Here is a 20,659-nt window from a genome sequence, read left to right as displayed (position 1 = left end):
AAGCTGTGTGATCGCGCGTGACGCGAGGTTGAAAACCATAAACGCCCTGCCGCGGCAGGGCAGTCCGATGCGCGCGGATCAATCGCCCGACGGATCGGCGGCAGGGGTGCGGACACCGGCGCGACGGAACAGGCGCAGCACTTCGTAGGGGTCTATCGCCATCCTGCGATAGGCGTCGTAGTACCGGTCCTCGCGTTTGATCTGCCAGGAGAACAACGAAGCGCGCTGGCGGAACGCGAGGTCCTCTTGCGCCAGACGCGCCCGAATTCCGGGGGTCACGCCGCCGCGTGCGGCATAGGTCACAAGGGCCGCATCACCCGCCGCGGCACCGGTGCCGCGCACCGCAACGCGGTTGCCGTCGCCGCCCAAGGCCGCCACGGCATCGGCCTCGGGCGTCTGGTCGGTGCGGTTTGCGCCACCCGGCGTGGGGGGCGGCAGTGCGGAAAAGGTCTCGGGCGCTTGCAGCGGCTTGTTGGGAACGATCGAGAATTCCTCGGGTCCGTCGCCGCCGACGCGCAGTTCGTGCAGTCGGGTCTCGCTCCTGTCGCCACAGGCCGAGAGTCCGGCCACCACGGCCAGCGCGATTCCCAGCTTGGCAACCGGCGACATCGTCATGCGTCCTTACTCCACCTGTCTGCTGGCCAAGACTTAACGGATCGGGCGGGGAAGGTCACGCGCCCTTTTTCCCACCCGGCGAGGCCTTGCCGGAGCCGGAACCGGAAAACAACACCAGCCCCAGTGCCCCGGCGAAAACGGCGATGTCGGCGACATTGAAGGCATAGGGGTTCTCAATACCGCAGCACGACATGTTCAGGAAATCCGCAACCGCGCCATAGGCGACCCGGTCGACCACATTGCCCAGCGCACCGCCGATCAGGATGCCGGCCGAGATCTTGCCGATCAGCCCCGGAGGATCGCGGCGGACCCAGACCAGCACCGCGCCAACGATCACCAGCGCGATCGCGATCAGCACCCACTGGACGTATTCGGTATGACCCGAGAACAGGCCGAAGTTGATGCCCGAGTTCCACGCCATGCGGAGGTTGAGGAATGGCGGAAGCACGTCGATCTCGCCCAGGGTGCGCAGATCCATGACATGCACCACCAGGTACTTGCTCAGCTGATCGAGCAGGAACACCCAAGCCCCCGCCCAGAACACCGTTTTCATCGCTGCCTCCTGCCACAGGATGAGTGCTTGGCACCCATCGCCCCTGCCCGCACCTAGTGCCGGAAATGCCGCATGCCAGTGAACACCATCGCCAGCCCGGCCTCGTCCGCCGCGGCGATCACGTCGTCGTCGCGCATCGAGCCGCCCGGCTGGATCACGCAGGTGGCGCCCGCCGCCGCCGCTTCCATCAGCCCGTCGGGGAAGGGGAAGAACGCGTCCGAGGCCACCGCCGAGCCCTTGGTCAGCGGCTCGGACAGTCCCAGCGTCTCGGCCATGCGCTCGGCCTTTTTCGCGGCGATCAGCGCGGAATCCACCCGGCTCATCTGTCCGGCGCCGACGCCCACGGTGGCGCCGTCCTTGACGTAGACGATGGCGTTCGACTTGACGTGTTTCGCTACCTTCCAGGCAAACAGCAGGTCGCGCATCTGCGCCTCGCTGGGCGCAACCTTCGTCACCACCTTCAGGTCATCCAGCCCGACGAAGCCCACGTCCTTGTCCTGCATCAGGAAACCGCCGGCCACCTGCCGCATGACCTGTCCGCCTGCGCGCACATCCGGCAGGCCATCGGTGGTCAGCAGCCGCAGGTTCTTCTTCTCCTTGAAGATGCGCATTGCGCCTTCGCTGGCACCGGGCGCGATCACCACTTCGGTGAATATGCCGGTGATCTCGCGCGCGGTCTCTTCGTCCAGCGGCTGGTTCAGCGCCACGATGCCGCCGAAGGCCGAGGTGCGGTCGCAGTCGAACGCGGCCTTGTAGGCCTCGGTCAGCGTGCTGCCCTTCGCCACGCCGCAGGGGTTGGCGTGTTTGATGATGGCACAGGCGGGGCCGTCCTCGGGGGCAAACTCCGCCACCAGCTCGAACGCCGCGTCGGTGTCGTTGATGTTGTTGTAGCTCAGTTCCTTGCCTTGGTGCTGCTGCGCCGTGGCCACGCCGGGACGATCTGAGCCGTCGGTGTAGAACGCCGCCTGCTGGTGCGGGTTCTCGCCATAGCGGAGCGTCTGGCGGACCGTGCCGGCCACCGCCCGGCGGCGTGGGGCCACCTCGCCCAGCGCGCCCGCCATCCACGACGAGACGGCGGCGTCATAGGCGCCGGTGCGGGCATAGGCGATCTGCGCCAACCGCTGCCGGAAGGCAAAAGACGTCGCGCCGTCGTTGCCGTCCAGCTCGGCCAACAACGCCTCGTAGTCCTCGACGTCCACCACCGTGGTGACGAAGCCATGGTTCTTGGCCGCCGCGCGGATCATCGCCGGACCGCCGATGTCGATGTTCTCGATGCATTCGTCATAGCCCGCGCCGCGCGCCACGGTGTCCTCGAACGGGTAGAGGTTGACCACCAGCAGGTCGATGCCGCCGATGCCGTGTTGCTCCATCGCCGCCACGTGGTCGTCGTTGTCACGCAGCGCCAGAAGCCCACCGTGGACCTTCGGGTGCAGGGTCTTGACGCGGCCGTCCATCATCTCGGGGAAGCCCGTCACCTCGGCCACGTCCTTGACCGGCAGGCCCGCCTCGCGCAGCGCCTTTGCCGAGCCGCCGGTGGACAGCAGTTCCACGCCGCGGTCGTGCAGTGCCTTGCCAAGTTCGGTCAGTCCGGTCTTGTCGGATACGGAAAGGAGGGCGCGCCGGATCGGCACGAGGGCGTTTGCGTCTGTCATGGGTCTCACGGGTCCTGCGGTCAGCTGTCTGGGTCCAAATCGTCATCCCGGATCAGGTCCCTGACGGCCACCGCCGTGTCGTGCGCCTTGGCCAGGGACCACCGGATGCGGGTCGCATACTCCATTGCCCGGTGAGTTAAAACGATCTGTTTCGTCGCGCGTGGTCTCAGACGGCCCATTTCGAGATAAACCGAGGGTTCGAGCGAGATTTGCGCCTCGCCCTCATGCCGGAATACCCAGACTTCGCCCGACCGCAGCATCAGCGAGACCGCCATGCCGCCCATATCGACCTCGGCGTCGACATCCGGATGCAGGTGAAACCGGACGTGAAAGGGAATGCCCGATGTGCCGGCGGCCGCGCGCACCCGCACGAATCGCCTCTTGTCGGGGGATTTCAGGGCCAGCAGCATGTCCTCGCCGACCAGCCCGCGCCCGTCGAAGGTCAGTTCAAGGACGCGGGCATGGGTCAGCCCGTGGGTCGAGACATAGCCGTCGTGCCCGGCCTCCAGCTTCAGCCCGTCGGGCGCATGGCCGATCTCGACCGGCACCTCGGTCGGCGCGTCCTCGAGCATCTCGCGGCGCGCGCCCTGCACCCGGCCCTCACGGCCAAGCCGCGCGCTGGAATAGCCCTCGAGCGCCAGCGTCGAATGTGACGGCGTGGCGCGGCCGGCCCGACGCCAGTCCTCGCCGAAGAAGGCGCCAGACCCGCAGGACACGATCAGTGGCCGCCGCCCCGAGGTCAGTTCAAACGCCAGCGTCGAGGCGTGCGCGTTGTAAGACGCGGTGCCCTCGGGGGGCGCGCTGGCATCGACGATCACGCTGGTGCGTCCGGCCGAGAGCCGCGCGAACCCCATGGCCAGCCCATCGGCCCCCTTGCGCACGCCCGATGCCGACAGCGCCTGGTCCAGGCGCCCGTCGATGCCGCGCCCACCGCCATGGAACCGCGCCAGTCCGCCGTCGCTGTGACGCAGCGCGCGCAAAGTCGGCGCGATGCGGGCAATCGCGGTCTGGTGCGCCGGGTCCACGTCGTGGCCGGTCTCTTCCAGCGCCGCCGCCGCCCATGTGAGAAGGGTGAAGACCTCCAGCAGTTCTTCGGGATTGCGGGTCGGGATCCCGCCCTGCCGGTCGATCTGGCCAGCGCATTCCTTGGCCAGCGCCGCCCGCGCCGGGCCAACGTATTTTTCCATTCCGCTTAGGCTGATGCCGGCATAGATCAGCCCGGTCAGCGCCTCGAAGCGGGGCAGGCCGGGGGCCGCGCTGGACCAGCGCCGTGCGAGGAAGCGGGTCTGGTGGGCAAGCGATTTGAAGTAGGCGGCGGAGGCTTCCGGCTCACGCGCCCGCAGCAGGAAGATCGCGTGATGTGTCCAGCGGATCAGACGCCGCCCCGCCAGGTCCGGTGTCCAGCCGGGGCCGGTGCCGCGCCCGTAGCGTTCGATCCAGCCCCAGAGCCAGAGCTGCGCCACCTTCCGCGCCTTCATGTCGCCCACGGCGGCGAGATCGTCGAGCCAGCCGAAGCCGTGGATCTGCTCGATGAAGGCCTGATCCGGCGGCTCCATGTCCCAAAGCATGGCGTCCTTGGCTTCGATCAGGTGCCCGGCGAACATCAGGTTTCCAGCGGTCAGCTGACGACCGCGATTGAAGCTGCCGATGGTTCGAGGTTCGGGCTGCGAGACAAAGGCCGCCGCGGCACGCGACCGCGCTGCGAGCCGCGCGTGAACGCGGTGCATCAGGCGTGTGTATCGCACTGACCAGCTTTCGGTCTCCGACATTTGCTCTGCCTCGTCCGCACATTCCGTGCGATTATTAGCACAATCCTAGTCGTGACTTGCAGCAAAGTCACCTTGGAAAAGGCAAGCTTCTGCCACCCGGTCTCATGGCAGCGCACCGGAGACCGGGCCGACGGCAATCGTCATCGTGCAGCTGGGAATGTGATTGGCCGGCAGTGCCGGGCAGCACCGCGTGTAGGTCCGAGCGTTCGCGACCGCCGTCACGTGAAAGGTCGGGCGGGCCCGTTCCGAAACCGGCGTCTTCAACGCGTCAGGCAGGCCATGTAGAACCCGTCCATGCCGCCCTTGTCCGCCCAATAGTCCGGCCGCAGCCGCAGCCCGCCGTCCTCGCTGCGCCACTCTGGCTCCACGCCGGGCAGGTCGAAAGCTTCCGACACGACGCGCAGTCCTTCGTGCCGCTCCAGCGCGTCCAGTACCTGACATTCGCCTTCATCCGGCAACAGCGAACAGGTGCAATAGACAAGCCGTCCGCCGGGTCTCAGCAAGCCCAGCGCATGGTCCAGCATCTCGGCCTGCAGCGCGATCAGACCGCCGATCTCGGCGCCGTCGCGCGCCAGCGGCAGGTCGGGATGCCGCCTGATCGTGCCGGTTGCCGAACAGGGCGCATCCAGCACGATGGCGTCGTATTGCCCTTTGTGGTCTCGGGCATCCCCGACGACGATGTCTGCCGTCAAACCGGTCCGGTCCAGATTTTCCGACACCCGGCGCAACCGTGCCTCGGACAGGTCAAGCGCCGTCACCCGCGCCCCGCCGGCTGCCAGCTGCAGCGTCTTGCCCCCAGGCGCGGCGCACATGTCCAGCACCTCAAGCCCGGCCACGTCGCCCAGACCCCGCACCGGCAGCGCCGCCGCCGCGTCCTGAACCCACCAAGCGCCCGCGTCGAACCCCGGAAGGGCGCTTACCTGTCCCGCCTCGGCCAGCCGGACCGATCCCGTGGGCAGCACCTCGCCGCCGAGTCTGTCAGCCCAATCCGCAGCATCGGCCCGCACCGTCACATCCACCGGTGCACCCGAGAAATGCGCGGCCTCCATCGCAGCCACCGCCTGCGGGCCCCATGCCTCCCTCAACGGTCCACGCAGCCATTTCGGCAGATGCGGCACCCGCAGTTCGGCCCATCTGGCAGCCCCCTCTGCCGCCACCTTGCGCAACACCGCGTTGACCAGACCGCCATAGCTGGTGGTCCGCTTGCCCCTGCGCACGTATCCCACGGCGTCATTGACCACCCCGTGCGCATCGCCGCCCTGCACCAGTTCCACCGTCGCCATCCTGAGCACGTTGCGCACCGCCAGCGGAGGCATCTTGCGCAGGTAGGGTTTCAGCACCCGGTCCGCCCGTTCCAATCCGCGCAAGGTCGCCACCGCCAGCCTCAAGGCCCGGGCCCGGTCCGCCGGCTCCAACCGCTGATGCTGCGGTGCCACGGTCAGTTCCGACAGCACCCGCCGTTCCTCCAGCACCTGATTGAGAAGCCAGATCGCGCCCTGCCGTGCCATACTCGCCATATCTGCGACCCCTCGCCTGCTTGCGTGTTCAAGCTCAGGGCATATATCCAGAGCCAAGCGACAAGGAAAGCCCGATGCCTGAAACCCAGCCCGAAACCGAAGCCCGACGCCGCGCGACCCTTCCCGAAGCCGCCCGCCGCGCGCTGGAAGAAGCCGATGCCCGCCGCGACGCGGAGGCCGCGAAACCGCCGCTGCCTACCGAGCTTGGCGGTCGTGACGGCCCTGAACCCGTGCGCTACGGAGATTGGGAAAAGAAGGGCCTCGCCATCGACTTCTGAGCCTTCTACGGTGCGGCATCATCCCGCCGGGTCGTTTACCTGACGCCGTTGGGTCAGGTCCAATTAACGGGCAGGGACCTGCGCCGTGGGTTCAGGCCCCGTCGGACAGCCCCAGCACGTCCAGCATGTCGTATTCGCCAGGCGTCTTGTCCTGACCCCAGAGCGCCGCCTTTAACGCGCCGCGGGCAAAGACCGCCCGGTCCGTTGCCACGTGCCGCAGTACGATACGTTCTCCGGCGGCTGCGAACATCACGTCATGCTCGCCCACAATGTCGCCGCCACGGACCACGGCAAAGCCGATATCGCCCCGCTTGCGCGCCCCGGTGATGCCATCGCGACCGCGGTCCGCCACATTTGCCAGCTTGACGCCCCGCCCCTCTGCCGCGGCCTCGCCCAGCATCAGCGCCGTGCCGGACGGCGCATCCACCTTCTGGCCGTGGTGCGCCTCGATCACCTCGATGTCGTAATCGTCGTCCAGCGCTGTCGCCACCTTTCGTGCGAGCACCGTCAGAAGGTTCACCCCGAGGCTCATGTTGCCAGCCCGCACGATCACCGCATGCCGCGCCGCGGCCTGCAACCGGGCCAGGTGCGCCTCTTCGAAGCCGGTGGTGCCGATCACGTGACAGAGCCGCGCCTGCGCCGCCAAACCGGCAAACTCGACCGTCGCATCAGGCGCGGTGAAGTCGATCACCGCCTGGGCATTGGCGAAAGCCTCCAGCGGGTCGTCGCTGACCAAAACGCCCAGCGCCGCGCCGCCCATTGCCTCGCCCACGTCGCGGCCGATCCAGTCGTGGCCCCTGCGCTCGACCGCACCGACAAGCTGGACCTTGTCGCTTTCGCTGACGCTCCGGATCAGCATCCGGCCCATACGGCCGGAGGCGCCGGTGATCACGATGCCGGGGATGGGTGCGCTCATGTTTCGGGTCTCCTTCTGTCGGATCCCACATAACCCGCGGGGGGACGCTTGGCAAAGCCTGCCCAACGCACTAAGTCGCGAAGCATGGCAAAGAAAACCTTCCAAGACGGGCAAGGCCCATCGCAACGTCAGCTTAGGGTCGGGGAACTGATCCGCCGGACCTTGTCCGAGGTGCTGCTGCGTGGCGAGGTTCATGATCCCGATTTGCAGCGCGTGTCCGTCACCGTGGGCGAAGTGCGCGTCACCCCCGATCTCCGCATCGCCACGGTCTTTGCCTCCCCGCTGGGCGGCGACGGCGGCGACGACCTGATTGCCGCGCTAGCTCGCAACAAGGGCGAGCTGCGCCGGCTGGTGAGCAAGCAACTCACCATCAAGCACGCGCCCGACCTGCGCTTCCGGCTCGACGACACCTTCGACCGGATGGACGACACCCGGCGCCTCTTCGCGCAGGACAACGTGCGGCGCGATCTGGAGGAATGATGCGGCTGGCGCTCCTGGGATTGCTGCTGACCCTGTCGGCTGCGCAGGCGAGCGCTGCGGAGTGCGAGGACAGATCGCATATGGGCAACAGCTACAGTGTCTGCACCGTCGATCCGACGGCCGAGGACCTGCGGCTGTTTCGTGCCGACGATGGCGGCACCCCCTACGGTAATTTCGCCACTCTGGACGAAGCTCTGAGGGGCGAGGGCCGAAAGCTCGATTTCGCGATCAACGGCGGCATGTATCACGAAGACCGGGCCCCTGTGGGCCACTACGTCGAGGACGGCGAGGAAGAGATGCGCGTTGTGCCAAACGCCGGACCGGGCAACTTCGGCCTGCTGCCCAACGGCGTGTTCTGCATTGGCGAGGGCACGGCGCGGGTCTACGAAACGCTTGACTATCTGGACCGGAAACCCGACTGCCGCTACGCCACCCAGTCGGGTCCGATGCTGGTGATCGACGGCGACCTGCATCCCGAGTTCCGGCCGCGCAGCACCTCTCGCTTTATCCGCAACGGCGTCGGAACTAGCGCCGGCGGAGACCGCGCGGTGTTCGTGATCTCGAACAATGCGGTCAACTTCTGGGATTTCGCCAGCTTTTTCCGCGACGAGTTGGGCGTGCCGCTGGCACTGTTTCTCGACGGCAATGTGTCGCGCCTGCACGCGCCAGAACTGTCACGGAGCGATCCGGGTTTTCCCATGGGGCCGATCATCGGCGTGGTCGAACCGGAGCAATAGGGTGGGTGGTTCCCACCCATCTTGACGCGGCGCGCCCGGATGCCTATTCCGCCGCTTCTGACAAACGGGGGCTTCATGGCACGCAAACGCAAGGGACGCGACATATCCGGCTGGCTGGTGGTCGACAAACCCGCCGGAATGACCTCGACCGCAGTGGTGGGCAAGGTCCGCTGGGCATTCGATGCGAAGAAGGCAGGCCACGCCGGCACGCTGGATCCGGATGCGACAGGGTTGCTGGCCGTGGCGCTGGGCGAAGCCACCAAGACGGTTCCTTTTGTCACCGACGCACTCAAGGCCTATGAGTTCACTGTTCGCTGGGGACAGGCCACCAACACCGACGATGCCGAGGGCGAGGTTACCGCGACGTCCGATCTGCGCCCTACCGACGATGCCATCAAGGACGCACTCGGCCAGTTCGTTGGCGAAATCCAGCAGGTGCCGCCGCAGTTTTCCGCCGTGAAGATCGACGGCCAGCGCGCCTACAAGCTAGCCCGCGACGGCGAAGAGGTCGAGATTGCCCCGCGGCCGCTATGGGTCGAGGAACTTCTGCTGACCGACCGACCTGACGCCGACCACGCAGTCTTTGAAATGACCTGCGGCAAAGGCGGCTACGTTCGCTCGATCGCCCGCGACCTCGGCCAGGCGCTGGGCTGTCTTGGCCATGTTGTCACCCTGCGGCGGCTCTGGTCCGGCCCATTCGATCTGGAGAACGCGGTGACGCTGGACAAGATCGACGCACTGGCCCGCACGCCGGACCTGGATGCGCTTCTGCTGCCGCTGGAAACCGGCCTGCAGGACCTGCCCGAGCTGCGTTGCGGCATCGATGCGGCCACCCGCCTGCGCAACGGCAACCCCGGAGAGGTGATCGGCAGCGACGCCGAATTCGGCGACACCGCCTGGGTCAGTCATGACGGTCAGCCGGTGGCCGTGGGCGAATATCGCGGCGGGACATTGCACCCCTCGCGTGTGTTCGTCCTGACCTGATCCGCGATGCTCGTCACCAAGACCCATGAGACCCCTGACTGCCGGTCCGAGGCTGTCTATTCCGGTTGCGGCCTCTACCGTTATCGCCTGACGCGCTACTGGGACGCCGGCGGGCCCCGGCTGGCCTTCGTCATGCTCAATCCCTCGACCGCGAACGAGAAGGTGAATGACCCGACGATCGCCCGGTGCGAAAAACGGGCGCGTTTGCTGGGCTTCGGCGCGCTGGATGTCGTCAACCTGTTTGCCTATCGCGCCACCGAGCCGTCAGACCTGCGCGCCGCCGACCGGCCGGTCGGGCCCGAGAATGACGTTTTCCTTGGCCGAGCCAGCAAAGAGGCCGACATGATCCTGCTCGCCTGGGGTGTGCATGGCCGCCATCGCGGCCGCGACGCCGAGGCGCTGCCGCTGCTGGCTGCGCGGCCCGAGAAGCTGCACACCCTCGGGTTGACGCGGCACGGCCTGCCGCGCCATCCGCTTTATGTCTCCTACACTCACAAACCGGCACGATGGATGGCGCACACATACTAACCTTATGAAAGCGTTAACCATTTGCTCCGGTATGGTTTGACGCGTCGGCCATTCTTGCCGATACTTCACCCTGGGTAAAAGGGTGTGAGACGATGTTACTATTCGCAGGCTTGCTTGGCATGGCTGCCATGGGCTCGGTCTTCATGATCGGATCTTTTGGCGAAGACGACGAGACCACGGATCGCGGCTTGCCGGAAGCCGACGTGGAAAACGACGCGCTAGAGGCTCCGGACGGCTATATCGAACCGGACGATGCGGCGGCAACGTCGCCTCAAGAGGTCGTCACCGGCACCGACGCCAGCGACACCTTGGCAGGAACCGACCTCGCCTCCTCGATCAGCGGCGGCGCAGGCAGCGATGCCATCGACGGACAGGGCGGCGACGATACGCTTTCAGGTAATGGCGACGACGACTGGATCTGGGCCGGCGACGGCGATGACGAGGCGCATGGTGGCAGCGATCACGACACGTTGCACGGCGAAGCCGGCAACGACAGCCTGCACGGCGACGATGGCGACGATCACCTTTTTGGCCACGCAGGCGATGACCAGCTGTCCGGTGGCGCAGGCAGCGATGACCTGACAGGCGGCATGGGCGCAGACCTACTGCGCGGCGGCACGGGCGAGGATGGGCTGCTGGGCGGCAATGGAGACGACACGCTTGAGGGCGGCGCAGGAGGCGATGCACTGTTTGGCGGATCGGGCGACGATGTTCTAGACGGCACAGAGGAAAGCATTGACGCCCCCGATTTCCTGAATGGCAACGGCGGTGACGATATCATCCTCGCCGACGACGGAGACGTCGTGACCGGCGGCGAGGGCGAGGACGACATCTACCTGTATGCCGGTGCCGGACAGGAAGTCACCCTGATCGACTTCGAGAGCGGTGAGGACCAGCTGATGATCGTGGTGGACGATCCTTCGGGCGGTGTCGAAATCAGTTTGACCCCCGACGAAGCCGATCCAGGCCTGATGCGCATGGCGGTCGACGGGCAAGAGGTCGCGCTGCTGCGCGGCGCGGATGACATCACTTTGTCCGACATGCTGCTCGTCTCGGAAACCGAGGCCGCGCAATACGAGGTCCAGCCCGCCGCGGCATAGCGCCGTTAGGGCTTTGCAAAATCTCCTGAATGGCGTATACGCCCCTCCAGCCTCGGCCCTGTGCCGGGGGCTTTCCATCTCCACGGGCCCTGCTGGACGACATCCCGGCTTGCGCCATTCCTCTAATTCCGAAAGGAGACCCCGATGTCGATTACTGTCGAAGAAAAAACCAAGGTCATGAAAGAATACGCCACCAAGGACGGCGACACCGGTTCTCCGGAAGTCCAGGTTGCGATCCTGACCTCGCGCATCCGTACGCTGACCGAGCACTTCAAGACCCACAAAAAGGACAACCACTCCCGTCGTGGCCTCCTGAAGCTGGTCGCACAGCGCCGGAAACTGCTCGACTACCTGAAAGGCAAGGAAGAGGCCCGTTATCAGGACCTCATCAAGCGCCTCGGCATCCGCCGCTAAAGGTTTTCTCGGCCCGCAAGGACCGGAGGACGCCCGTGCCCGCAAGGCGCGGGCGTTTTTTCTCTGGCCTTCGTCAATCGCCGGTAAAACCATGCGCCCACGCGACTTTAGGTTGCGACTTTTTGGGCAGATGTTACCATAGACTGCATTCTTATGACGGTTCGAGGGCGAGCAGTATCTTTTAAAGATCGCTTCAGTGGACCCGAAAATGACAAAACAGACGCTGGTATTTTTCAGCTACGCCCACAAGGATTACGAGCCGCTTCTGGGCGAAGACACATCCTGGCTGGCCGAGGTGCAGGATCGCATCAAGCGGGCCATCGGCGCCAATAACGAACGGGTGCCGTTCAAGGTCTGGACCGACCGCAGCGGCCTTGTGGCCGGTCAGGGCATCGACGACACCATCAAACCGGCGCTGACCGATTGCGACGTGGCCGTGGCCTTCATATCTCGGCACTATCTCTACTCGCCCGGCTGCGCCGATGAATTGCGCGAGCTGCACCGCTTGGGCAAACCCATCATCGTGGTCGAAATGGTCAAGGATTGGCACAAGGTTCCCGGAACCGAGCTGGGCGATCTGGGCCATCGAATCCATTCCCAAGATCGGCTGCGCTGCGCACAGTTCTGGACCGAGGTGGACGGCGTCTCGGACCTCGTGGCCAGCCCGCGCCCCAGCCGCGCTGGACCCAAGGGCACCGAGCGGTTGCAGGAATTGCTGACCGAGGTCAGGCGCGCGATTGAATTCCACGCTAACGCTGCCGTCCCTGCGGCGCGTTTCGTGACCGACCTGTCTGACCCGACCGCCCCGGTCACATTTCACGACCTGTTTCTTGCCTGTCCGACCCGAGATGCGCACAAGCACGCCATGCGCCTGAAGAAATCGCTGGAGGACAAGGGCTACAGCGTCGCCTGCTACGATCTGACGGCGACCGAGGGGCTGGACGGCTGGACCATCGACAGCCTGCAAGAGCGCATCGCGGGCTGTCATCACTATGCGCAGATCGTCGGTGCGGTGCCGGGCAAAGCCGACCTGTTCGGCACGGGCCGGCCGCTGGTGGCCGCGCAGTACGAGGCCTCAACGCGGGCCGGGACCGACACGTCGCTCATGCTTGCGCCCGAAGTCTATGTCGAGGATTGCGGCCCGGAACACAGCGCCTTTCTGAAAGACTGCAATTGCCATCCGACCACCGTCGAGGCTTTCGAACAGTACCTGATCAAATGCATTGATGCGGCCCGCGCCACCGCGGCAAGCGCACAGCGGAGAAACCAGCGGCTGGACGAATTGCCGGACATGAACGGCAAGTTGATCGCCATCGACTTCGACCCTGCCACGGACCGGGACAAGTTCGACAAGCTCGCCCAGCGCCTGACCCAGCAGGACAATATCGCCATCGCGGACACCATCACCAACGACGCCTCGCGCGATGATCTTCGCACCACGGTGGCCGAGAATGACGCCGTGCTGGTGGTCTATAGCGAAAACGAGGCGTCCCAGATCCGCGCAAAGCGGCACTTCAAGGATTTCTGGCGCTTCTGTCAGTCGCAGAAGACGGCGATCTGCCGGCTGGCGATCGGCGATGCGGCGCCCGGCGCGGTCAACCCCTGCCCGGTGGGGCGCGGGATCTATCGCATTCGGGTGCGGGACGAGGTTGACGAAGGGGACCTGAACGATTTCTTCCAAGCGCTGGGCGTGAAGCCCAAGGACGGCGCGGCGCTCGCGGGGAGTTGAGCCTTGCAGCTTGACCTCAGCCCTGCCCCCTACCCCGGCCTGCGCACTTTCGAGCAGAGCGAATCCGACATCTTCTTTGGCCGTGACGATCTGGTCGACGCCATGCTGGGCAAGCTGGAAAAGGCACATTTCCTTTGCGTGACCGGCACCTCCGGCAGTGGCAAATCCTCGCTGGTGCGCACCGGGCTGTTCAATGCGCTGCTGGCCGGCTATCTGCCCGGTGCCGGATCCGATTGGGTGATCTGCGACATGCGGCCCGGCGAAGCCCCATTGCCGCGACTGGTCGATGCTCTGGCCCGCGCGGTGCTGCGCGATCCCTATGCCGACGGTGCCGACACCCCCGATGAAGACCGGGTTGCGGCTTTGGCCGAGGGTTTCGCGAGCTATATCGACGAAGTGTCGAGCGACCTGAACCCGGCGCTGAACGAATTGACGGAAGTTGGCGACCGGCCGGTCATCATCCTCGCTGACCAATTCGAGGAACTGCACCGCTATCCGCAGAAGGATCTCCACGCCACGGCACGGTTCGTCGACGTGCTGCTCAAGACCGCGCAGGCGGCGGATCGCGTCCATGTGGTGATCACCGTGCGCCATGAAGAGCTGGCCCGCTGCGCCCGCTTTCCCGGTCTCAACCGTGCGATAAACGCCAGCCAGTTCCTGACCCCGGCGCTGGACCGCTACCAGTTGCAGGAGGCCATAGAAGGCCCAATCCGCCTGTTCGGAGGCGAAATTGACCCGCGTCTGACGGTCCGGATGCTCAACGATCTGGAAAGCGAAATGGACAAGCTGCCATTGATGCAGCACGCGCTCAAGCTTCTGTACCAGCGGCGCAAGCACCGCCAGCCTCTTGTCATCGGCGTCGATGATTTCAACGAAGTTTTCGAGCTGGACGCCGACCCGGAGTTCGCCGGCGCCTCCAGTCACCAAGCGCTGCGGCGGGCGATGTCCAACCGTCTTGACCGGATCTATGCAAGCCTGCCGCCCGATCTGCGTGTCGTCACTCCCCGGGCCTTCAGCGCCCTGACCAACATGACCAGCGAAGGCCGGGACATTCGCAACCCGGTGACCCTCGACAAGCTGGCAAAGATCATCGACCGATCGGTGGATGACACCATCAAGCTTATCGAAGCCTTCATACAGGGCGAGGACGGCTATCTGCGCACCAGCGGGCCGCTGACCGCCGAGGAAAACCCCGAGATCGACGTACGCCACGAATGCGTGCTGCGGATATGGGAGCGTCTGCAAGAGGAATGGCTGCCCGGTGAGGCGCGCAATGCGCAGATGTTCAAGGATCTCGCGCGGCGGGCGCGGGGCTGGGACGGTGAGCGGTCACTTTGGCGGAGGCTCCGCGACGATGCGCTGCTGCGGGGCGCCGGACTGCGGCAGTACCACGGCTGGTGGAAGGAACATGCCCCCAACAAGGCCTGGGCGCAGCGTCACCTTGCCGAGGTCAACGCAGAAGGCAAAACAGGCCGCCAAAGGACCGTGGCCGGTACCGCAGACGACGTCACCTACCGTCATACCAAGTCATTCCTTCGGGTTTCTTATCAGGCCGAGGCCGACCGGACCCTGATGAGCCGGGGCACGATCGCCGCTGCGGCGCTTCTGACGCTTGGCGGGTTCCTGCTCTGGCAGGCCGATCGCACACAGACCCGGGTCGAGGCCGCCAGACAGACCGTCAGGATCGAGGCGATGCGCGCGGTCGACGCAATCCTGCCCGGAGCATCGGATGAGACGCCAGCGATCACGATTCAAACAGCCGTCGAAGTCATACGTTCGTCAATGACTTTGAACCTTGAGGACAGCATCGTCGGCAACGCGATGAACAAGCTCTGGCGCGCCGGTTTCTATGCCTTCGAGCGAAGACGCTACAAACATTCGGTCACGACCGGCGGCGGCGAAGAGTCCAGCGATGTCTATGGCGCGGGCTTTTTGCACGGAGATGACCGCATTCTGACCCTGACCCACGCCGCGATCCTTCACCTTTGGAAGCGTGACGGACAGGACGTTGCGCACGCGACCCTTGACGCCGCCGACACGCTCGGGCTGGAGGGACATCATGGTCTTTCGATGCGGGTCGCCCCGTCCGGGACACTCGCCGTGGTCGGCACCGACAAGGGTGCGTTGGCTTTTGTCAACCCGGACAGTGGCGAGATGAAGCAACCGCGCGACGACCTCGATCCGGATAGCGGATCGCTGTTGGACCTGGCTTTTTCCGCCGACGGCACCTATCTCGCCGCCGCGTCCTGGGATGGCGAGATGGTCCGGCTCTACAGACACGAGGGTCCCGGCTTGCTGGACTGGCGTTCGCATTCGCGTATTGGTTTCAGCGCTCGGGTCTATTCGGTGGCTCTGAACGAGGATGGCTCGGTCCTGGCAACCGGGCTTAGCAACGGCAAGGTCTGCGTGGCGCATCCGAAACCTGACGGGGCGGTGCCGATTTGCAGCGGCGACGGCCACCTGCCCGGTCAGCCGGTCAAGGCAATGGCCTTTCGCCCCAAGGCTGAACGGCCGGAGCAGATCAGCAGATCGGGCATCCAGCCCGAGGCCGACCTGCTGGTGTCGGCCGGCAGCGACGACCGCGCCGTGATCTGGAAGGTAATGCCTGTCCGAAATGACCCCGACGGCGGCAGCCACGTCGTCAACTCAGGGGTCAACCTGTGGCATGACAGTGATATCTGGGACATCGCCTTTGATCCCGACGGCGAGACCATGGCCACCATGGCTTGGGACGGGTCGATGCGCCTGTTCGAGGCCAGCCATTGGAAACCGCTTGGCGTGATGCAGGGGCACGAAAAAGCCGGGCGCACAGTAGTTTTTGACAGCACAGGTCAATACCTGCTGAGCGCCTCTCTGGACAACAGCGCGCGGCTCTGGTCGCCTTACGCGCCGCTGGCGGCGAACGACGGGTTCAGCAGACGTTTCGCTTCGATCAAGCCAAATGGGGAACCGCGCAGCATCGTGGACTTGGCCTTTGGCCCGAATGCCGAGTGGGTCGCACTGACCGATGGCACGAAGGTGTTGATCAAGGCCGAAAAGGGACCACCCGTCGCGCTAGACAGAGAAGCCGTCGAAGGCACGAAGTTTGTCCACCTTGCCGCCGGCGGCGACGAGAACAAGGCGCAGACGATCCTTGCTGCCGCGCTGGACGAGGAGGCCGTGCAATTGTGGACTGGCGACCTCGCTGGTGGTTACAGGGAACACCGGATGACCTTTGCGTTCGGCGGCGCGTCGTCGCTTGGCCTTGCAAACCGTCCGCTCGCCATCTCGCCCGACGGCGCCCGGTTGGCTGTCGGCATCGGCTCGGACAGCGGCTATTCCATCGTGGTCTGCCCGCTCGACGCGCTTTTGTCCGACACGGTCTGCGAAGAGGGCGGCGAAGACGTCCTGCGCTTCCCCCTGCCCGATCTGGCCGGTCTTCAGGACGCCTGCGCTGATGCGGCTCCTGAACCCAATGCGCTCGACTTCTCGGCCGACGGCAGGCGGCTGGCGGTTGGTTTGCTGGATTGCAGCCTGCGGGTCTTCGATCTCGCCAATCCGGCCGCACATCCCGATGCCCGCACCGGTCATACCGGCCCCGTCACCGCCGTCGATTTCGGCGACGATGGCAGCCTGATCACCGGCGCGGCGGATCGCACCGCCCGGTTCTGGCCGACGGGACGTTCCGAGACCGTGCTGCTGGCCGGAGAACACAAGTCAGAGGTCACCGACGTGCATCTCGCTCCGGGCAGCATGACCGCCATCACCGTCTCTTCGGACGAAGTTCTTGCGGTCTGGGACGTGATGCCAAAGAAGGTACGGGACGCGCTGAAAGATGGCGCAGGCGGAAATCTCACGGCCAGCGTCCGGTCGGCATTGCCCGGGCACAGCAGTGCGATCACCTCGCTGGACATGGCCGTGACGGCTGACGAACAGGTCATGATGGCCACCGGCACCGAAGGCGGCAACCTGCTGGTCATGCCCTACTTCGAAACGCCGGAAGCCTTGTGCATATTTTCCGAGCGCAATCTGGAACCGATCATCGGCGAAGAGGCTACCACGTCTGGCCCGGGCGATCCCGCGGACGCAAAGCCGGATCCCTGCGCCGGGCCGGAATGACACCCGAACCCGACCGTCGCCCATGCGATCTTGCAGCTGGCAAACACGCCCTGTTCAAAGTCACGACAATGCCCCTATAGTCCCCCCATAAAGCAAAATAATCTGGGAGGATTACATGAACAAGCTACTGGCACGCACAGCCGTTGCAGCGATTACCGTGGCTTTCGCCGGCGAGGCGATGGCGACGGAGTGGAATGTCTCGGTCTGGGGTAAACGCCGCGCCTTCACCGAACACGTCGAGAAACTGGCCGAACTGGTTTCCGAGAAGACCGGCGGCGAATTCACCATGAACATCTCTTACGGCGGGCTGTCGAACAACCGCGAGAACCTTGACGGCATCTCGATCGGTGCCTTCGAGATGGCGCAGTTCTGCGCAGGATACCACCGCGACAAGAACCCGTCGATCACCGTGCTGGAACTGCCCTTCCTCGGCGTCGAGTCGCTTGAAAAAGAGCGCGAGATCTCGATGGCGGTCTATGAGCATCCTGCGGTGCAGGAAGACCTGGCGCGGTGGAACGCGACACTGCTGATGCCCTCGCCGCTGCCGCAGTACAACCTGGTGGGTGTGGGCGACGCGCCCAAGACGCTGGAAGATTTCCAAGGCATGTCGGTGCGCGCCACCGGCGGCATTGGCGCGGCGATGGAAACCGTGGGCGCGGTGCCGACCTCGATGACCGCGACCGAGGTGCGTCAGGCGATGGATTCCGGTGTGGTCAAGGCGGTCAGCTTCGCGCCGCATGCGCATATGTCCTTCGGCACCATTGAAAACGCCGAGTGGTGGACTACCAACCTGAACCCCGGCACGGTCAATTGCCCGGTGGTGGTGAACAACGACGCGCTGGCAGCCCTGTCGGACGAAGAGCGCGAGGCGCTGATGTCCTCGGTCCCAGAGGCGCTGGACCACTACATCGACTACTACAACAACCAGACCATGGCGGCCTGGGGCCCGGCGCTGGAAGAGCGCGGCATCGAGCAGGTCGAATTTCCGCAAGACCAGATCGACGCCTTCAAGGCAGCCGCCGCCGAACCTGCTGCGCAGGCATGGATCGAAGAGATGAACGGCCGCGGCCTGCCAGCTCAGGAGCTCTATGACCTGGTGACCGGCATGGTGGCCAAAGACAACATGTAAGCGCCCTGCCCCGCCGTTACCGCGGCGGGGCTATTTCACAAGAAAGGGGACGCGCATGGCCGGTGCTTCGCAGGTGCTTTCCGACGATTCAACGCTCAGCCGCTTGGACCGGCGGCTCTACCGGATCGAGCGTATACTGGCCCTGATCTCGGGGCTGGCGGTGTTTTCACTGATGGTTCTGGCGGTGATCTCGGTCGGTGGGCGAAACTTCTTCAACCAGCCGCTGCCGGGTTACGTAGATTGGATCGAGACCGCGATGCCGCTGATTGCCTTCACCGGCATCGCTTATACCCAGCGCGATGGCGGCCACATTCGCATGGACATGGTGGTGGGCGCGCTGCGCGGGCGGGCGCTTTATGCCGCCGAGATCGTGACGACGCTGGCGATCCTGCTGCTGATGGTGCTGATGGTCTGGGGCTCTTGGGCGCATTTCCTGCGCAGTTTCGATTTCGCTGCCCCGATGTGGAGCCGTGACAGCACCATGGACATCGCGCTGCCGATCTGGCCCGCGAAGCTGCTGGCGCCGGTGGCCTTCGGGGTGCTCTGCGTCCGGCTGGTGCTGCAACTCTGGGCCTATGGTCGCGCCTTCCGCCGCAATGATCCGACGCCGGTGGCGGTGCCGCTGGTCCAAAGCGCGGCGGAACTGGCTGCAGCCGAGGCCGAGCATGTCTCGGGCCACGACACATGAGCCCTGACCGGAGAGAGTTCGCATGACATCCATCGATATCGGCCTGGCGGTCACCGGCGGGCTGCTGGTGCTCGTGATCCTTGGCATGCGGGTGGCCTTTGCCGCCGGGTTCGCGGGGCTGGTCGGGCTGATCTGGATCTTCTGGTCGAAGAAAGCCTATGGCATGGACGATTTCGGCTGGGCGCTGACCGTTGCGGTGAAGACCGCCGGACAGGTGCCGCATTCCAAGATCTCCAGCCAGGCGCTGTCCCTCATCCCGACCTTCATCCTGATCGGCTATCTGGCCTATTATGCGGGGCTGACCAAGGCGCTGTTCGAGGCCGCCAAGCGCTGGCTGGCTTGGGTCCCTGGGGGGCTGGCGGTGTCCACGGTGTTTGCCACTGCCGGGTTTGCCGCCGTTTCCGGCGCTTCGGTCGCCACCTCTGCCGTCTTTGCCCGGATCGCCATCCCCGAGATGCTGGCCATTGGCTACGACAAGCGTTTCGCCGCTGGGGTGGTCGCGGCAGGCGGCACGCTGGCCTCGCTGATCCCGCCCTCTGCAATCCTCGTGATCTACGCCATCATCGTCGAGCAGGACGTGGGCAAGCTGCTGTTGGCGGGCTTCATTCCCGGGGCCTTCTCCGCAGTAATCTATGGCTTGCTGATCATCCTCATGGCGGTGACGATCAGGGGCTTCGGCCCCCCGGTGAAGGGCTTCACCTGGCGCGAGCGCTTCGTGTCGCTGCCGCCGGCCTTGCCCATTGTCTTTGTCGTCGTGACGATCATCTTCTTTGTCTACAACCCGTTCGGCGGAGATGCCTGGGGCACGCCGACCGAGGGCGGCGCGATCGGGGCGTTCGTGGTCTTCCTGATGGCGCTCTATCGCGGAATGCGCTGGGCCGAGCTCAAGGATGCGTTACTGGAGACGGCGAAGCTCAGCGTGATGATCTTCACCATCATCTGGGGGGTTCTGATCTACGTGCGCTTCCTGGGTTTTGCCGACCTTCCGGGGGCATTTGCGGACTGGATAACCTCTCTCACAGTGTCGCCGATGCTGATCCTGGTCTGCATCCTGCTGGCCTATGCCGTTTTAGGCATGTTCATGGACGCCATCGGCATGCTGCTGTTGACCCTGCCGGTGGTCTATCCGGCGGTAATGGCGCTGAACGGGGGCGAGTTCGTGTCGGCCGCCGACAGCACCTTCGGCATGTCCGGTCCGATGTGCGCGATCTGGTTCGGCATCCTTGTGGTCAAAATGGCTGAATTCTGCCTGATCACGCCGCCGATCGGGCTCAATTGTTTCGTGGTGGCGGGGGTGCGAGACGACCTGTCGGTGCAGGACGTGTTCAAGGGCGTGACGCCGTTCTTCATCGCCGACGGCATCACCATCGCGCTGCTTGTGGCCTTTCCGGCCATCGTGCTGTGGCTTCCGGGACAGGTGTAGAAGGGGTGATCTCTGCCTACTGTCCCGCGGCCTTGTCAGCGCGGGGCGA

18 protein-coding genes are annotated in these 20,659 nt (G+C 65.2%); 12 read left to right on the top strand and 6 right to left on the bottom strand.

What is annotated here, in order from left to right:
- Positions 1–78: 78 nt before the first annotated feature.
- The 5 genes from AC04PT_RS06380 to AC04PT_RS06360 all read right to left on the bottom strand — a co-directional run bounded on the left by AC04PT_RS06380 (position 79) and on the right by AC04PT_RS06360 (position 6,106).
- A complete protein-coding gene (locus AC04PT_RS06380) occupies positions 79–609 on the bottom strand; it encodes a DUF3035 domain-containing protein (RefSeq protein ID WP_482872763.1) in 531 nt (176 codons plus the stop codon).
- Between the two features lie 61 nt (positions 610–670).
- Positions 671–1,168, bottom strand: coding sequence for a signal peptidase II (lspA, locus tag AC04PT_RS06375; protein ID WP_482872762.1), 498 nt, complete (start codon positions 1,166–1,168; stop codon positions 671–673).
- A 53-nt stretch (positions 1,169–1,221) separates the two neighbouring features.
- Entirely contained in the window at positions 1,222–2,820 is a 1,599-nt protein-coding gene (gene purH / locus AC04PT_RS06370) for a bifunctional phosphoribosylaminoimidazolecarboxamide formyltransferase/IMP cyclohydrolase (RefSeq protein WP_482872761.1), read from the bottom strand.
- 20 nt (positions 2,821–2,840) lie between these two features.
- Positions 2,841–4,589, bottom strand: coding sequence for a heparinase II/III family protein (locus AC04PT_RS06365; protein WP_482872759.1), 1,749 nt, complete (start codon positions 4,587–4,589; stop codon positions 2,841–2,843).
- A gap of 260 nt (positions 4,590–4,849) precedes the next feature.
- Positions 4,850–6,106 (bottom strand): RsmB/NOP family class I SAM-dependent RNA methyltransferase, encoded by a 1,257-nt coding sequence (locus AC04PT_RS06360; RefSeq protein WP_482872758.1) that lies wholly within the window; start codon positions 6,104–6,106, stop codon positions 4,850–4,852.
- Positions 6,107–6,180: 74 nt separating this feature from the next.
- On the opposite strand from AC04PT_RS06360, the gene AC04PT_RS06355 reads away from it, so the two are divergent.
- The gene (locus AC04PT_RS06355; protein WP_482872756.1) at positions 6,181–6,384 is read left to right on the top strand and encodes a DUF1674 domain-containing protein; all 204 of its coding nucleotides are present in this window, start codon (positions 6,181–6,183) and stop codon (positions 6,382–6,384) included.
- A gap of 91 nt (positions 6,385–6,475) precedes the next feature.
- On the opposite strand, the gene dapB is transcribed toward AC04PT_RS06355, so the two are convergent.
- Complete coding sequence (gene dapB / locus AC04PT_RS06350) at positions 6,476–7,300, bottom strand: 4-hydroxy-tetrahydrodipicolinate reductase (protein ID WP_482872755.1); 825 nt, start codon at positions 7,298–7,300, stop codon at positions 6,476–6,478.
- A gap of 84 nt (positions 7,301–7,384) precedes the next feature.
- On the opposite strand from dapB, the gene rbfA reads away from it, so the two are divergent.
- The 11 genes from rbfA (at position 7,385) to AC04PT_RS06295 (ending at position 20,610) form a co-directional block, all read left to right on the top strand.
- Positions 7,385–7,780 (top strand): 30S ribosome-binding factor RbfA, encoded by a 396-nt coding sequence (gene rbfA, locus AC04PT_RS06345; RefSeq protein ID WP_482872754.1) that lies wholly within the window; start codon positions 7,385–7,387, stop codon positions 7,778–7,780.
- Positions 7,777–8,517: a phosphodiester glycosidase family protein gene (locus tag AC04PT_RS06340; RefSeq protein ID WP_482872753.1), complete on the top strand. Its 741-nt coding sequence runs from the start codon at positions 7,777–7,779 to the stop codon at positions 8,515–8,517. Before rbfA ends, AC04PT_RS06340 begins: the two co-directional genes overlap by 4 nt.
- 75 nt (positions 8,518–8,592) lie before the next feature.
- Positions 8,593–9,501, top strand: coding sequence for a tRNA pseudouridine(55) synthase TruB (gene truB / locus AC04PT_RS06335; protein ID WP_482872752.1), 909 nt, complete (start codon positions 8,593–8,595; stop codon positions 9,499–9,501).
- A 6-nt stretch (positions 9,502–9,507) separates the two neighbouring features.
- Positions 9,508–10,029 carry a DUF1643 domain-containing protein gene (locus AC04PT_RS06330; RefSeq protein ID WP_482872751.1) on the top strand — a complete coding sequence of 174 codons (522 nt, stop codon included), beginning with the start codon at positions 9,508–9,510 and terminating at the stop codon, positions 10,027–10,029.
- A 92-nt stretch (positions 10,030–10,121) separates the two neighbouring features.
- A complete protein-coding gene (locus AC04PT_RS06325) occupies positions 10,122–11,129 on the top strand; it encodes a calcium-binding protein (protein ID WP_482872750.1) in 1,008 nt (335 codons plus the stop codon).
- A gap of 144 nt (positions 11,130–11,273) precedes the next feature.
- On the top strand, positions 11,274–11,543 hold the full coding sequence (gene rpsO / locus AC04PT_RS06320; RefSeq protein WP_482872749.1) for a 30S ribosomal protein S15: 270 nt from the start codon (positions 11,274–11,276) through the stop codon (positions 11,541–11,543).
- A 208-nt stretch (positions 11,544–11,751) separates the two neighbouring features.
- Positions 11,752–13,272, top strand: coding sequence for a toll/interleukin-1 receptor domain-containing protein (locus AC04PT_RS06315; RefSeq protein ID WP_482872748.1), 1,521 nt, complete (start codon positions 11,752–11,754; stop codon positions 13,270–13,272).
- 3 nt (positions 13,273–13,275) lie between these two features.
- Complete coding sequence (locus tag AC04PT_RS06310) at positions 13,276–17,370, top strand: NACHT and WD repeat domain-containing protein (protein WP_482872747.1); 4,095 nt, start codon at positions 13,276–13,278, stop codon at positions 17,368–17,370.
- 115 nt (positions 17,371–17,485) lie between these two features.
- Complete coding sequence (locus tag AC04PT_RS06305; RefSeq protein ID WP_482872746.1) at positions 17,486–18,499, top strand: C4-dicarboxylate TRAP transporter substrate-binding protein; 1,014 nt, start codon at positions 17,486–17,488, stop codon at positions 18,497–18,499.
- A 55-nt stretch (positions 18,500–18,554) separates the two neighbouring features.
- Positions 18,555–19,187 carry a TRAP transporter small permease subunit gene (locus AC04PT_RS06300; protein ID WP_482872745.1) on the top strand — a complete coding sequence of 211 codons (633 nt, stop codon included), beginning with the start codon at positions 18,555–18,557 and terminating at the stop codon, positions 19,185–19,187.
- Positions 19,188–19,209: 22 nt separating this feature from the next.
- Positions 19,210–20,610 carry a TRAP transporter large permease gene (locus AC04PT_RS06295; protein WP_482872744.1) on the top strand — a complete coding sequence of 467 codons (1,401 nt, stop codon included), beginning with the start codon at positions 19,210–19,212 and terminating at the stop codon, positions 20,608–20,610.
- The last annotated feature ends 49 nt before the right edge of the window (positions 20,611–20,659 follow it).

This window comes from Litorisediminivivens sp. KMU-197, assembly GCF_056858395.1.
Note: the sequence above shows the minus strand (reverse complement) of the source record. Positions and strands in the feature narration are given on the sequence as shown.

Excerpts from the sequence above, each read along its gene's own strand:
- AC04PT_RS06380 (WP_482872763.1), bottom strand. The coding sequence starts at position 609 with ATGTCGCCGGTTGCCAAGCTGGGAATCGCGCTGGCCGTGGTGGCCGGA.
- lspA (WP_482872762.1), bottom strand. The coding sequence starts at position 1,168 with ATGAAAACGGTGTTCTGGGCGGGGGCTTGGGTGTTCCTGCTCGATCAG.
- purH (WP_482872761.1), bottom strand. The coding sequence starts at position 2,820 with ATGACAGACGCAAACGCCCTCGTGCCGATCCGGCGCGCCCTCCTTTCC.
- AC04PT_RS06365 (WP_482872759.1), bottom strand. The coding sequence starts at position 4,589 with ATGTCGGAGACCGAAAGCTGGTCAGTGCGATACACACGCCTGATGCAC.
- AC04PT_RS06360 (WP_482872758.1), bottom strand. The coding sequence starts at position 6,106 with ATGGCGAGTATGGCACGGCAGGGCGCGATCTGGCTTCTCAATCAGGTG.
- AC04PT_RS06355 (WP_482872756.1), top strand. The coding sequence starts at position 6,181 with ATGCCTGAAACCCAGCCCGAAACCGAAGCCCGACGCCGCGCGACCCTT.
- dapB (WP_482872755.1), bottom strand. The coding sequence starts at position 7,300 with ATGAGCGCACCCATCCCCGGCATCGTGATCACCGGCGCCTCCGGCCGT.
- rbfA (WP_482872754.1), top strand. The coding sequence starts at position 7,385 with ATGGCAAAGAAAACCTTCCAAGACGGGCAAGGCCCATCGCAACGTCAG.
- AC04PT_RS06340 (WP_482872753.1), top strand. The coding sequence starts at position 7,777 with ATGATGCGGCTGGCGCTCCTGGGATTGCTGCTGACCCTGTCGGCTGCG.
- truB (WP_482872752.1), top strand. The coding sequence starts at position 8,593 with ATGGCACGCAAACGCAAGGGACGCGACATATCCGGCTGGCTGGTGGTC.
- AC04PT_RS06330 (WP_482872751.1), top strand. The coding sequence starts at position 9,508 with ATGCTCGTCACCAAGACCCATGAGACCCCTGACTGCCGGTCCGAGGCT.
- AC04PT_RS06325 (WP_482872750.1), top strand. The coding sequence starts at position 10,122 with ATGTTACTATTCGCAGGCTTGCTTGGCATGGCTGCCATGGGCTCGGTC.
- rpsO (WP_482872749.1), top strand. The coding sequence starts at position 11,274 with ATGTCGATTACTGTCGAAGAAAAAACCAAGGTCATGAAAGAATACGCC.
- AC04PT_RS06315 (WP_482872748.1), top strand. The coding sequence starts at position 11,752 with ATGACAAAACAGACGCTGGTATTTTTCAGCTACGCCCACAAGGATTAC.
- AC04PT_RS06305 (WP_482872746.1), top strand. The coding sequence starts at position 17,486 with ATGAACAAGCTACTGGCACGCACAGCCGTTGCAGCGATTACCGTGGCT.
- AC04PT_RS06300 (WP_482872745.1), top strand. The coding sequence starts at position 18,555 with ATGGCCGGTGCTTCGCAGGTGCTTTCCGACGATTCAACGCTCAGCCGC.
- AC04PT_RS06295 (WP_482872744.1), top strand. The coding sequence starts at position 19,210 with ATGACATCCATCGATATCGGCCTGGCGGTCACCGGCGGGCTGCTGGTG.